The 14,178-nt window shown below is 45.6% G+C and carries 12 protein-coding genes; 1 reads left to right on the top strand and 11 read right to left on the bottom strand.

Annotated features, from left to right (window positions below; translation table 11 throughout):
- Positions 1-154 precede the first annotated feature (154 nt).
- The 6 genes from R7R78_RS05535 to ltnD form a co-directional block, all read right to left on the bottom strand.
- Positions 155-1,648 (bottom strand): GntP family permease, encoded by a 1,494-nt coding sequence (locus tag R7R78_RS05535; protein WP_005375369.1) that lies wholly within the window; start codon positions 1,646-1,648, stop codon positions 155-157.
- On the bottom strand, positions 1,648-2,607 hold the full coding sequence (gene denD / locus R7R78_RS05530) for a D-erythronate dehydrogenase (protein ID WP_017635260.1): 960 nt from the start codon (positions 2,605-2,607) through the stop codon (positions 1,648-1,650). Before denD ends, R7R78_RS05535 begins: the two co-directional genes overlap by 1 nt.
- A 61-nt stretch (positions 2,608-2,668) precedes the next feature.
- A complete protein-coding gene (gene otnI, locus R7R78_RS05525; RefSeq protein WP_130545818.1) occupies positions 2,669-3,445 on the bottom strand; it encodes a 2-oxo-tetronate isomerase in 777 nt (258 codons plus the stop codon).
- Positions 3,445-4,092, bottom strand: a complete 648-nt coding sequence (locus tag R7R78_RS05520; protein ID WP_005385078.1) for an aldolase — start codon at positions 4,090-4,092, stop codon at positions 3,445-3,447. The genes otnI and R7R78_RS05520 overlap by 1 nt, the downstream gene beginning before the upstream one ends.
- Positions 4,093-4,103: 11 nt before the next feature.
- Positions 4,104-5,360: a 3-oxo-tetronate kinase gene (gene otnK, locus R7R78_RS05515; protein ID WP_213969429.1), complete on the bottom strand. Its 1,257-nt coding sequence runs from the start codon at positions 5,358-5,360 to the stop codon at positions 4,104-4,106.
- Between the two features lie 25 nt (positions 5,361-5,385).
- Entirely contained in the window at positions 5,386-6,294 is a 909-nt protein-coding gene (gene ltnD, locus R7R78_RS05510; RefSeq protein WP_005375356.1) for an L-threonate dehydrogenase, read from the bottom strand.
- Positions 6,295-6,568: 274 nt separating this feature from the next.
- Between ltnD and R7R78_RS05505 the strand changes: the two genes are divergently transcribed.
- Positions 6,569-7,327, top strand: coding sequence for a DeoR/GlpR family DNA-binding transcription regulator (locus tag R7R78_RS05505; RefSeq protein WP_005375354.1), 759 nt, complete (start codon positions 6,569-6,571; stop codon positions 7,325-7,327).
- Between the two features lie 177 nt (positions 7,328-7,504).
- Here the strand turns inward: R7R78_RS05505 and R7R78_RS05500 are convergent, their stop codons facing one another.
- The 5 genes from R7R78_RS05500 to R7R78_RS05480 all read right to left on the bottom strand — a co-directional run bounded on the left by R7R78_RS05500 (position 7,505) and on the right by R7R78_RS05480 (position 13,878).
- Positions 7,505-9,259: an ABC transporter permease subunit gene (locus tag R7R78_RS05500; RefSeq protein WP_374043581.1), complete on the bottom strand. Its 1,755-nt coding sequence runs from the start codon at positions 9,257-9,259 to the stop codon at positions 7,505-7,507.
- A gap of 4 nt (positions 9,260-9,263) precedes the next feature.
- Entirely contained in the window at positions 9,264-10,778 is a 1,515-nt protein-coding gene (locus R7R78_RS05495; RefSeq protein WP_225473241.1) for an ABC transporter substrate-binding protein, read from the bottom strand.
- Positions 10,768-11,616 carry an ABC transporter ATP-binding protein gene (locus tag R7R78_RS05490; protein WP_225473240.1) on the bottom strand — a complete coding sequence of 283 codons (849 nt, stop codon included), beginning with the start codon at positions 11,614-11,616 and terminating at the stop codon, positions 10,768-10,770. Before R7R78_RS05490 ends, R7R78_RS05495 begins: the two co-directional genes overlap by 11 nt.
- A gap of 20 nt (positions 11,617-11,636) precedes the next feature.
- Positions 11,637-12,398: an ATP-binding cassette domain-containing protein gene (locus R7R78_RS05485; protein ID WP_213885192.1), complete on the bottom strand. Its 762-nt coding sequence runs from the start codon at positions 12,396-12,398 to the stop codon at positions 11,637-11,639.
- A 175-nt stretch (positions 12,399-12,573) separates the two neighbouring features.
- Positions 12,574-13,878: an MATE family efflux transporter gene (locus tag R7R78_RS05480; RefSeq protein WP_225473239.1), complete on the bottom strand. Its 1,305-nt coding sequence runs from the start codon at positions 13,876-13,878 to the stop codon at positions 12,574-12,576.
- Between the last annotated feature and the right edge of the window lie 300 nt (positions 13,879-14,178).

The following is a 14,178-nucleotide window of genomic DNA, read 5'->3' as shown; positions in this document are numbered from 1 at the left end:
TGGAACCTATATCGGTTCAAGTTAAATAGTTTATTTATAAGAACTAAAACGGCCCAAACATAGGGCCGTTCATATTATTAACAATCTCTAAACCATCTGATAAAAATACATGTTGTGATAGGTTTTTACTTTATGGAAGAGTACAAGTAAACCTTTATACCTCTTGTAATTCGACGTGCTTAGCGCTGTAAGATTTTGTAAATGCAACACACCCCAAAAGTACAGCAAGTGGTAACACGGGATCAAAGATTGAACCATGAGATCCGAAGAATAAGTTAAGAATCATGACTAATGAACCACCAATAGCCCAAGCAATTGTTGTTGGAATAGTCCAAATAATGAGTTGTTTCTTAACCTCGGTCACCCCCATTAGTCGATTAACAATATGGAATAACGAGTCATTAAAGTAGCCAGCAAATAGAGATCCCATCGTAGCTGCCGTCGCTGCGAATAAAAGATTAACGTCAGGAATATTTACTAAAACTGGGGCAGATATAGAAGCAGCGGTTATCATGGAGACTGTACCAGAGCCCTGAATAATACGAACTAACGTCGCAATAATAAATGGAATCATAACCGCAGAAATAGGAAGCCCTGCAACTTGGTTAGCAATCTCTGCGCCCGCACCCGTTTCACGCAATACGGCACCTAACGCGCCACCAGCTCCTGTTACTAGCAAAATGATGCCACAAGTGGAGATTCCTTGTTCCATCTTTTCATTCGCTTCTTCTTTGGTAAGGTTATTACCCAATGTGTAAACCGCTAATAACGTCGCTATTGATAGTGCAATAGTAGGGCTGCCGATAAAAGCGATAAATTGACCAAATGTTGTTGCAGTCAGCCCTTCGAAACCGAAAGTCCCCTCTAATAAACCCATCACTGATTTCGCAAGTATAAGTAAAATTGGGATAATAATTGGAGCGATAGATTTACTTAAAGATGGTAGGTCTTTCGCTTCTTTACTTGCAATGTACTCTTTGTGATCATTAATCAGTTGCTCACTAGACTTCGAGAAATGTTCGGTTGGAATGAATTCAGGAAACTGCTTTTCTAACCATCTTGCATACCAAACAATACCCATGACACAAGGCGCTGCGATCATCAAACCAAAACCTAACATGCTGGCAAGATCGACACCAAAGATACCAGCAACTCCCAAAGGCCCTGGAGTCGGCGGAATAGCGTGATGCGCTACGACCAAGCCGCCCGCCAGAGCAACCGTAAGCGTTAAAATCGAGCGATTGGACGTTTTTGACAAAGACTTCGCTATTGGATAAAGAATGATAAGCGCGCTATCCACAAAGATTGGGATGCTAACAATATAGCCAGTTACAGCAAGAGCGGCCTCTTCTTTCTTTTTTCCTAACCACTTTATAAAATTATAGGCAATACTTTCTCCTGCTCCAGAAGCCTCTAAAATAGCCCCCATCATAACGCCGAGACCAATGACAATCCCTATACCGCCTAATGTTCCACCAAATCCTTTGCTAACGGTCGCAATCGTGTCGTCAACACTTAACCCACCAATAATACCTGCGATACATGCCGCAATTAACATCGCAATTAACACATGTACTTTTGTACGTAATACAAGAAAAACAAGGACTGATACGGCTACTATTAGTCCAATTACTGAGGTTGGTAACATTAGACAATCTCCATATTGTTAACAGAAATAAATTGTTGTAATACATCCTTGAAATTACTGTCTGCTTTAAATCCAAGCTCCAGTTCTTTAGTACAATCAATTTTTTGTGGCCAACTACTCACAATACGATCAATACCCGCATCATGCTCATAGGTAATATAATTAGAAAGTTGTTTACCCATTAGAGTGTCCATTGTTTGAATCATCTCAGCTGGTGTAGTTTGAATACCAGGTAAATTAAGCGTTCTATAGGACAGATTATTTAACTGCTCATAAGGCATTAGCCCTGCATATTGAATATTGTCCACCACTCTAGACGGGCTCGATATCCAAAGTTTTAGCGTAGGGTCTACAGGACAATTTGATTCTTGAGCATTCAAAGGCTCACGAATAATTCCGCTTACGAAAGAGCTAGCGGCAAGGTTTGGTTTCCCAGGGCGAATACAAATAGTCGGTAAACGTACGGATACAGCTTTAACAAAGCCTTTACGGGCATAGTCGTTCACCAATAACTCACCTATAGCTTTTTGCGTCCCGTAGGATGACTGAGGATGAAGTGCTGTTATTGGTGTAATCGTTTCCGGAAGATCACCACCAAATACAGCTAAAGATGAAGCAAACGTAAAACGAATATTAGGGTTTACTTTACGGCAACGCTCAAGCAATAACTGTGTGGTCGTCAGATTTACAGCTACGCCTAAATCAAAATCTTGCTCAGCATGGCTCGATACAATTGCCGCTAAATGAAAAATGTGTGTCGTTTCGGCAGTAATAACTTGGTCTATATTTTCTCGCTTTGTCATATCCATGACTAAAGAAACGACTCGGTCATCAATGCCCTCTAAGCGCGACTTTTGAATGTCGACAATAGTAATACTTTCAGCTTTGTTTTCTTTTAGTAGTGATTTGGCAAGTAGGGTTCCGAGAAAACCCGCCCCTCCAGTTATGATAATATTCATAGTCACGACCCTTTGTTTTTGTAATTGGTTTCAAGTTATTTATGGATAGAAATTAAAATTGTTATAGGTATGGTTTAACCCAACTAAGGCCCAGCTGCGTGCTATGCCTTGGGTTGTATTCACAACCGATCCAGCCTTGGTAACCAGAGTCATCCAAAACATTGAATAGGTGTGGGTAATTCAGTTCGCCTTCCGATGGTTCGTGCCTTTCAGGCACAGAAGCAATTTGAATATGGCCTGTGTATGGCGCCACATCGCGAATCAACGTACTCAGATCACCGTCCATAATTTGTGCGTGATAGAGATCGAGCTGCAATTTCACGTTTGGACGAGCCACTTGTTTGATGAGTTCCACCGCTTCACGTTGATGTGCAACAAAGTAGTTCGGTACATCGCGATTGTTGAGTGGCTCAATCATCAGCTCAACACCATGTTCGGCAAACTTATCCGCTGCATAACGAATGTTTGAGATAAAGGTTTCAATATGCTGATCACGAGTGAAGCGAGAATCAACAATGCCAGACATAGCGTGAACCTTTTTACAGTTCAGTGCCTTGGCGTACATCAGAGCAGTCTCGACGCTCGTTTTAAATTCATCCTCACGCCCCGGAATAGCTGCAAAACCTCGTTCACCTGCATCCCAATCACCTGGAGGCATGTTGAATAACGCTTGCTCAAAACCAAACTGCTGTATCTTGCTTGCTAGTTTTTGCGCTTCGAATGCGTATGGGAAAAGGTATTCCACCGCTTTGAAGCCCGCTTGGTGTGCTTTTTCGAAACGATCTAGAAAAGGAACTTCTGTGAATAACATTGTCAGATTTGCCGCGAATTTAGCCATTACTTACCTCTCCCTTTTAGGTCTTGAATCTCAGTATCCGTTAAGTAGCGGATGTTGCTGTCTTTAAGAATGAACGCTAGCTTCGCTGTCTCTTCTAGCTCTTCTGCGTTATCCACTGCATCTTCAAAGTCCGTACCCGTGATCACTGGACCATGGTTCGCCAGGAGGAAAGCTCGGTAGTCACTTGCCCGCTGCGCAAGTTCTTCAGCAATCTGAGGGTCGCCCGGGCGCAGGTACGGAATCACTGGCAGTTCGCCAATGCGCATTACAAAGTAAGGTGTGAAAGCTTTGATGGCATTCTCGCGATCTAAACCTTCAAGACAAGAAAGCGCCGTCAAGTAAGTAGAATGTAGATGCACAATCGCATTACACTTTGAGTTATTTCGATAAATCGCCAGATGAAAAGCCACTTCTTTTGATGGCTTTTCACCAGAGATATGGTTGCCATCAATATCCACAACCGAAAGCTCTTCAGCAATCAAGCGGCCGAACGAAGAACCAGTTGGCGTTGCCAGAAAGTGTCCATTAGGCAGTTTTAGAGAAAGGTTGCCAGCGCCGCCAGTCGCATAGCCACGTTCAAACATAGAGCGCGCCATAGTGACCATTTGCTCTCGCAGTTGTTGTTCTGTCATCAATTCTTTATTCATCACAACCTCACCTATTCAAAAAACGACTGTGCTTTGGCAAAGAAGTGTTCATCGCCGAAGTTGCCCGATTTCAGAGCCAAAGAAAGCTCGCCTTCAAGTGACTTCACCCAAGGTACACCTGGTGCGATTTGAGGACCGATATGAAAACCTTTTACGGCTAGGCTTTGGGTTACAACCCCTGAGGTTTCCCCACCCGCAACGATGAAATTTTTCACACCGTGCTGCTGAAGTTTGATTGCAAGTTGGCTAAAGAATTGTTCAACCGCGTGACTTGAAGCATGCGCGCCAAACTCTTGTTGAATCGCTTTTAACGCCGCTGCATCTGCGGTTGCGTAAACCAGTGGTGCGAACTCGCTTTCGATGTTGGTCATGACCCAATCAAACACTTGATTTGAGTAATCTTCTTCCGTCAGACACGCCTTCACATCAATAGCAAAGTGTGGCGCTTTTTCTTTGTAAACAGCGACCTGTTGGTTGGTCATGACAGAACAAGATCCAGATAACACAACGGTTGGTGCCTTTTTAGGGTTCCCCCCTTGCTTCGCATCACTTTGATCTTCAAGGTTCTCTATCCAGTTCTTAGCAATACCCGCAGCCAAACCAGAACCACCAGTTACCAGTTTTAGAGACTTCGCCGCTTGGCCAAGTGTGACAAGATGCTCTGCATTGAATGCATCAACCACTGCATAGCGGTTGCCTTGTACTTTTAGCTCTTCAAAGCGCTCAATTACCGCTTTTGGACCTTGTTCAATTATTTGGAAGTTCACCAGGCCAGATTTGCCTTGAGATTGAGCATCCATCATACGAACTAGGCTTGAATCAGTCATTGGGGTCACAGGGTGATTACGCATACCTGAGTCGCTTAGCAAGTCTTGGAATACAAATAGATGGCCGTTGTAAACTGTGCGACCATTCACTGGTAATGATGGGCATACAATGGTGAACGCTTCACCTAGCTCTGCAAGCAGTGCATCCGTTACAGGACCAATGTTACCTTCTGCTGTGCTGTCAAACGTTGAGCAGTACTTGAAGTAAAACTGCTGACAGCCATTTGCTTGCAGCCACTTAAGCGCTGCTACTGAATCCTCGATTGCCTCATCTACAGGACAAGAGCGAGATTTAAGACTGATCACGACCGCATCTGCGTTTACATCAATCTCTTCTTTTGGAATACCGTTAAGCTGAACTGTGCGCATGCCGTTTTCTACAAGAAAACCTGCGATGTCTGTTGCGCCAGTAAAGTCGTCTGCGATAACGCCTAATAACATCATTTTTTCTCCGTTTTACGTGCGCTTATTTCTGTTTGTTTTCTACACCTGGAAGCTCAATACCATCAAAAATCTTGATAACGGCACTGTCGTCCTCCTGCCCAAAACCAGCATTGCTTGCACTCAAAAACATGTTTAGTGCTGTGCTTGATAGAGGAAGTGGAAATTTGAGATCTTTTGCTGTGTCCGATACGAGGTTTAAATCTTTCACAAAGATGTCGACCATAGATTTAGGGGAGTAGTCACCATCAACTACATGCTTCATGCGGTTCTCAAACATCCAAGAGTTACCCGCTGCATTCGTCACCACGTCGTACATCAGGTCAAGAGGAATGTTTGCACGTGCCGCTAATGCCATTGCTTCAGCACCAGCTGCGATATGAACACCTGCTAGCAATTGGTGGATAATCTTCACAGTTGCGCCTAGGCCAATCGCTTCACCGATGTTGTAGACTTTAGCTGCCGTTGCGTTGAGTACTGGTTCAAGTGCATCAAATGTGCTTTGCGCTCCCGACGCCATAATAGTCATCTCACCTAATTCTGCTTTTGCAGCACCACCAGATACCGGTGCATCAAGCATCACAAGGTTGTGTTCTGCCAATTTCGCTTCAATTTGTTTTGCGTCTTCTGCTGAGATGGTTGCTGAAACCATTACTGGCGTATTCGGCTTAAGCGCTGTAGCAAGACCGGTTTTGAACAAGACCGTGTTAACTTGAGCTGCGTTCACAACAAGAACTAGAACCGAATCAAGCTTATCTGCAAACTCAACTGCATTTGTAGAAACAGCTTTTGCACCGAATGAACCTAACTCTTCAAGCGCTTGAGAATTTAAATCGAAACCATAGACATCTAGGCCTGCACGCACACATGACTTTGCGGCGCCCATTCCCATAGAGCCTAAACCGATAACACCTACAGATTGAACTTCACTCATAAAAACAATGCCTTCTGGTCTATTAAACTTTGTTAATTCTTGTTTGGTTGATGTGATTATATGTGAAGATTAATACTAAGACCTCGCTTTGAATCACATTTTTTCACACAAATTAACAATATCGTGATATATACCTCTTTATGGGCAGAGATAATCCGAGCAGTTAACACAAGCGAAGGCTGTTCTTACAACGTTGAGAACATAATTCACAGATATTCACAACAAATGAAAAGATTGGTAGGATACTGAAAAACAAGAATATAGAAGTGAAACTATGATCCCAGCAGAACGTCAAAGAACCATATTATCCCTGTTATCACATCAAGAAGTGTTAAGCATTTCAGATTTAACCGACCACCTTGGCGTATCACATATGACCATTCGTCGTGATATCGTGAAGCTTGAATCCTCAGGTAAAGTCGTTTCTGTTTCTGGTGGAGTGCAACTCGCTCAAGCTCTACATTCCGAACTTTCCCATGATGCGAAGGTCGAGCAACAAGCGGATGAAAAAATTCAAATTGGTAAGCTGGCGGCTACGTTAATTGGTCAAGACGCTACGATTTACTTGGATGCGGGAACAACCTCTCTAGAAATCGCCCATCAAATAGCAAATCGTAATGATCTTTTAGTGATCACCAATGACTTCTCTATTGCTGCTTTCCTTATGACGCACAGTGAATGTGAGCTTTACCACACAGGGGGAAAAATTGACCGCGAGAACCAATCCACCATTGGAGGAAAAGTCGCAGAGTTCTTGAATGGGCTAAATATTGATATCGCCTTTATTTCGACTTCATCTTGGAGCTTGAAAGGCTTATCAACACCTAATGAAAATAAAGTTCTCGTTAAAAAAGCAATCATCAAGGCGGCACAAACCAATTATCTGATCTCAGACTCAACTAAATACGGTCAGATAGCGAGCTTTCATGCATTAGACATCGAGCAATTGGACGGAATTATTACCGATCGAAACCTATCCGAAGTGGTCACTCAAGAGTTAACGGATAAAGGATTACGTGTGTATAAAGAGTAACACTACCTAAACATCTGAGTTCGCGTAACTTTTATACTCGTTAATTTATAGGTGCTTCCAATATACATAGACCGTGCTGTGTACTTTCTGGCAGAAAACACATCCTTTTGTTTTCTAAATTACCAAATTACTGATTACATCTGGATATGGAAGCTCACTTCGCTTTATCGCTGCTCGTCACTTGTCATCAAAAATCAAATTCACCGCAATTGCCATCAAAACCAAGCCTGAGATTGGCAGTAAGACACCCAATGGTGAGCGCTCTATGTAAGGCAAGTTTTCAGCAATCAATAAGCCCCACTCAGGTTCTGGCGGCTTAACGCCAAGTCCGATAAAACTCAGAGAAGTCAGGCTGAGCGTAATGTAAGGCAAACGCAGAAACGCATGACGAATCAATGGCGGCAGCACATAAGGCAACAAGTAGTAACGGAGTACTCGCCACTGACTGGTTCCCCAAATGGGCGCAAGATGCGTGTAAGGCTGCGCTTTGGCTTCCATCAACAAACTTGCACAGTGCGCCGCTAATGGTGCCCATGACACCATAACAATCGCAATCAAGGCACTGTTTGGGTTCATCCCCGTTAGACCAGCAATCAGCAGACCCGCCACAATGTATGGCACACCTTTGGTGATCTCAATTAAGCCTTGGCTATAACGAGTCACGAAGCCGAGCAACAAACCAATCACCAAACTTAGGAACGTTGCGATGATGCCCATTTTGATTGTCGACATCATACCGCCGCCAACACGAGCAAGCAGATCTCGCCCGACCGCATCGGCACCAAACGGTGCTGCTAAGCTTGGCGATTCAAGGCGGGTAAATTGGATGGTGTAAGGATCGCGCATTAAGGCCCATCCCGCACAACCAATCAGCAAGGCAAAGATTGTCGCACTGACAATACGTTTGGTGGTGCTTTGGGTAAAACGGAACGTACTGTGACTGCTGATCAACTTGCCACTCGTGACACTGTGCCCGAGTAACCAGCGTTGCAATAAGATGCTCGCACTGCTGATCAACATCGAGAACACCAGCAACACTAACAAACCACCTTGCAGCATCGGCAGATCTTGTGACTTCGCCGCGCCTAAGATCAATCGTCCGATACCCGGAATGGAAAACACTTGCTCCACAGCAACCGCACCGCCGGTTAAACCAATCACCGTCATTGCGATTTGAGGAATCAAGTTACTAACAGCACGCCACAAGGCAAAGCGTAATATTTGAAACTGACTGACGTTCGCCGATAGCCAAGTGATCACCCAAGGTTCATCTAATACACGCTTGAGGCTGTCATTGAGCAAGCGACCGAACAAGCCAGCAGCAGGCAATGCCATTGCCAAACTTGGTAGCCAGAGGTTTTGCACGCCTTGCCAACCATAAGGCGGGAACCAGCCCAACCAAATGGAAAACACCATGATTAGCAATGAAGCAATCACGTACTCAGGCAATGAAACCAACACCGAACTGAGCGTGTCATGATGTTTGTCTAAACGATTCTGTTGCCAACGACGCACAGTGTAAAGCACGCTCGCCATGCACATTACAAATGCCATACCTAACGCTGTAACCATCAGTAATAGCGACGTTTTTGCGGTTTGTTGAACGCTCTCCATTACGGATGCGCCACTCACCCAAGAGACACCTAAGTCACCTTGCATGGCAAGCGTCAACCAATCCCACAGTCGCTCAGCAGCGCTGCGGTCAAGTTGAAGATCTTCTCGAATTGCTTGCAGAGCTTCTGCCGTCAGCAATTGTTGAGCCCCCGCACGGGCACGGAGGATTGATTGGCTTGGATCGATACCGGCAATATCCGGCATCAAACCCACCAGCACAACCACTACCCCGAGAGACAGGAAGCGCGACAAAAAACGCGTAAACCATTCAGGCATACAAGCGCTCCAACGAGAGCGCATGTTGGCAACAGACGACATCGAGTTAGTTCACCTCAGTAAACTGGTCGATCAGGCGACGCTCACGTGGGTCACGTTGTGCGTTCTTCACGCGGTCACTCTCACCTTGGATTACGCGCTCGTGAAGCAGTGGAATCACAGCGTATTGCTCAAGGATTTTGCTTTCTGCTTCGATGATCGCTTGTTGGCGTTTCTCACCCAATGGCTGACGATCAGCGTGTTTCAATGCAGCATCCACTTCTTCAGAGCAGAACTGACCTAGGTTGTAAGAACCTTTACAGCTAAAGTCACTTTGCATGTACGCCACTGGGTCACCAGAATCCAGCACTGTTGCACGTGACAACAAGAACGCATCGAACTTACCTGCTAGTGCATCGTTTTCGATTTGTGCGTATTCACGAACGTCTAGTTCAACCACAAAACCAGCCGCTTCAAGTTGTTGCTTTAGGAGCACCGCCACTTCTGGCAACTCTGCACGGTCGGTAAACGTACCAATGGTGATCTTCTCACCATTCGCGTGGCGCATTTCCATAGTTTCCATACGAGGGTTCGCATCACGAATTGGTTGAGCCCATGCCAATGCAGGACCTAACAAACCTTTCGCTGAGTCGGCGTGGTTCTCGTAAACCGTTTTGATGATTTGCTCACGGTTAACCGCTTGAGCCGCTGCTTTACGCAAACCGAACTGGCTAAACACATCTGATTTGTTGTTTAGGTAAAGCGTGTTGGTACGCGGCATTGCCACTTCGTGCAGCTGTGAAGATTCCATCATCGCGATTTGCGATACAGGAACCGCTTCAACGACATCCGCCTCACCGGTACGCAGCGCTGCAGCACGAGCAAAACCGTTTGGTACGTATTCCGCAAAAATGCTATCTACTTTCGCTTTTTCACCCCAGTAACCATCAAAACGCTTTAATTTAGCGCTGGTTGTCCCGTTGATTTCTGTCAGAACGAATGGACCCGTACCCGCATTGATTGGCACAACACGACCGTTTTTTTGATATGCAGCACCAGAAAGGATCGCTAGCTGTGGGCTAGATAGACGGCTTGGCAACAATGGATCGTTAAAGGTCGTTTTGATTTCAACAGTGAAGTCGTCCAATGCGCGAACTTGCCATTCGATACCATCCAAAATGCGTGGCTTTGGTGCGGCATCTAATGCTTTTTGTAGAGAGTTCACGACCGCGTTGGCATCAAGGTCAGAACCATCGTGGAATTTCACGCCCTTACGTACCGTAAATTGCCACGTCATCGGGTCAACTTGTTCCCACTCTGTTGCCAGCATAGGCTCTGCTACCGACTGATCGCTAAGGTTCACTAGCGTTTCTGCTGTGCTCCAACGTGACAGTTTGAACGCGTCATCTGAAAGTGGCGACAAACCTGTGCGTGGTGGTTGCATCATGGCAACGCGAATTTCCGTTGCTTGCGGTGCAGCTGCTTTTTCCGCTTCTGGCTTGCTTTCGCCAGAGTCAAAACAACCCGTCAGCAGTGCGCTTAAAGCCAGCGACAAAGCTAACTTGGGAGTACTAAGGTGCATAAGAAACCTCTCCAATGGTTTTTGTGAATTCATTACTTTTGTGTTGAGCGCTCATCAAGGCTCTCGTGATCAAGTGCGATGGGTTAGTTGTCACGTTTTGTGCTGTGCCGTGCTCGACAACGCGTCCTTTGTCTAACACCAGGATTTCATCGCATAGGGTTTGTGCCGCATCGAGGTCGTGTGTCACCAAAATCAGGCGCATCTGACGACTCTTTTGAATGCCTGCCAACAAGTCGAGAATCTGTTTACGACTGACGGGATCTAGGCTGCTGGTTGGCTCATCGGCAACCAACACGCAAGGCTCAACAATTAAAGCTCTGGCGATAGCCACACGTTGCGCTTGCCCAACTGATAATTGCTGCGGGTTACGATCTAACAATGCGAGATCCAAACCGACATCCGCCAAGACCTTTTCCACCTTCTCGTTAAGTTCTTGCGTTAAACCAATGTTGCTCAAAGGCTCCAGTAAGATCTGGCGAACGGTGTAGTACGGATTCAAGCTAGACTGCGGCTCTTGCGGGATCAGCTGAATGTGCTGACATAACTCTTGGCGCCGCTTAGCCGAGCTACGCGATAGCGGATAACCACACACATACACTTCACCAGATGTGGGTTTACGAAGACCGAACAAAAGCTCAATCAAGGTCGATTTACCCGCACCAGAAGGACCAACAATCGCAATGTTCTGTGTATCAATGGCAAGATCCAATTGTTCGAGCGCTTTAAACGGCTTGCCCCCTAACCAACTTGGTTTGGAGTAATAGTGAACACTGGCTTGCTCAAAGCGAACTTCCGCCGATTTAGGCTGCGTGTGCCCGATCAAGTTGTGCTTAGTCAAAATAGGCTCCAGAGATGAGGTTAAGGCAGCAGTTGCGCAAGTTGTTGGCAGAAAGGATGCGAACTTTGCTGAATGGCTTGCCATGGTGCGCCATAAGCCACCATGGTGTTGTCCGCAATCACCAAGACTTTGTCACACGCCAAAGCCGCAGATAGGTCGTGCGTGATCAACAAACCACTGATGTTGCGTTGCTGAACACTGCTGCGGAACAACTCAAGGATCTCCGCTTCGGTGATTGGATCGAGCGCACTGGTGGGCTCATCAGCAATGATCAAGTTGGCACTACCAAGCAACGCAATGGCAATACAAATACGCTGACGTTGACCACCAGATAGCTGGCTTGGATGCTGCGCTAATGCTGCTTTTGGATCCGTAAATCCGAGTTGAGACAGCAAGGTCGTCACCGTTTCTCGGTTTGCTGAAGACAAACGTGTTTTGTTGCCCGTCAATGCCAAACACAGTTGTTGCTCGACAGAGGCCAATGGATTCAGTGCTTTAAGTGCATCTTGGAAAATGACCGCAGGACGCTGAGATTGACTCCGTTGCAGCATGGCAGTTTGTGCGACCTCACTGCTGTTAAGCTGGATACTTCCGTCTACCCAAATATCAGACGGCAAAAAACCTGCGACGGCTTTCGACAACATGGATTTACCAATGCCGGAAGGTCCCATAATGGCAAGAACTTCACCTTGAAACAGCTCAAAAGAAATGTCTTTGAAGAGTGTGCGTTCTGAGTCTGTAAGGCTGAGATTATTAACGGAGAGTATTGGTCGAGAAATCACGGCATCAAACTAAATGTAATAATATAACATCACAAATAATATCATGCGGGTTAAAGCAAGGAAACCAGTCGGAAAGGTTATTTCATCACCTTTTTCAGATTTATCAACAAGGGCAGATAGCTCCCCCCCCCTTGTGATAAGAACATCTAAGTTAGGTCATTTGTGACAGTGTGTATTAAAGACACTTTTGTTTAACTTGACCGAGGTATGGAAACAAGAAGACAAAGCGCCCAACGTAGAACAACGTGAATGCCAGCCATAAACCGTGGTTGCCCCAATATTGCACCGCAATAAATTGAGTCACTAAGAACAACACCATGGTTAGAAAGGTAGAGTTACGCACTGGTCGCGTCGTCCCTGTACCGGTAAAGATGCCGTAAAACGTAAGACCAAAACCAGCAACCAACGGGAATGCCAATAACCAAGGGCTCATGTCCAAATACAGCTCAACAAGATTTGGCAAAGTGGTAAATAACGACACCACTTGGTGTTTGAACTGCACTAGCAGCAAGGTCAAGACAACAACGAACGCTGCGGTCCATTGCGTGTTTAGCTTAATCACGTTATCAAGCAATGTCTTATTCTTCTGCCCTACTGCTTTACCTGCAAAGACGCTCGACGCATTCGCCACACCGTCGAACATGTAGCTGACGATAAAGGTCACTTGCATCAAGATTGCGTTCGCAGCAAGCACATCAGAACCAAGCTGAGAGCCTACACGCGCCATCATGTTGAAGAACACCAATAGACACACAGTACGAAGCAGCAGCTCCATATTGGAAGACGCGATGACTTTGAGATCTTTACGCGTCATTTTTGCGGTCTGAATGTAATCAAACAGCGGGAAGCGACAGGTTTTCAACACCAGCACCGCACCAATAACAAACGTCGAAATTTGCGCGATAAGTGTCGCTACCGCAACGCCAGCAATGCCCATATCGAAGTACAACACAAAGACGATATCCAGCACGATGTTCAGCACGTTACCAAACACTTGCGTGAACAAGGTTTCTTTGGCTTTCGCCTGCCCCATCAACCAACCAATCACGGTGTAGTTCAGCAGTACAAATGGCGCACCAAAGATCATGATATCGAAGTAAATCTTAGCGTTTTCTGCCACAACTGCATCAGGGGAGATAATCAGCTCTGCCCCCATCCAAATCACGGACTGCAACGCAATGAAAATCAAGCCAAGGCAGAGCGAAAGCACGAAAGGACGGAATAAGCTGCTCGCTTGATCTTCCGGGCTATTTTTACCTAATGCGATTGCACTTTGCCCGGTAGTACTGACGCGGAAGAAGCCAAACAGCCAATACAAGGTATTCATGATGACGGTGCCTATCGCTACACCACCAATCATCTCAGCCACACCGAGTTTACCGATCACCGCGGTGTCCACCGCCCCCAATAATGGTTGGGTAACAGTAGAAACGATGAAAGGAAATGCGATTTTAAAATAGTCTTTATGAGTCAGGGACATCTTAAATTATGAACAGGATTAATTTTTATAAGGTCGCTATCATATGCGAATGGCGCCCGAACATGAACCAAAGTTCGCCAGCAAGGAATAGCATTGATAATTGATACAACCGGCAAACGTATCCTCATATCAAAGCTTGAAATAGAATAACAACTTATGAGAAAAGCCAAGTTAACTGCATATAAATGAGTTTCTAGTTTGGAAAGATTAGCGTTTGGTGGAGCATGGCAGATCAGAATGTATCTGCCATGTCATAACGGTAGTGATTGGTGAAAAGAGACCGTACAGATGATATTTAAT

The organism is Vibrio sp. 2134-1 (assembly GCF_033339495.1).
Note: the sequence above shows the minus strand (reverse complement) of the source record. Positions and strands in the feature narration are given on the sequence as shown.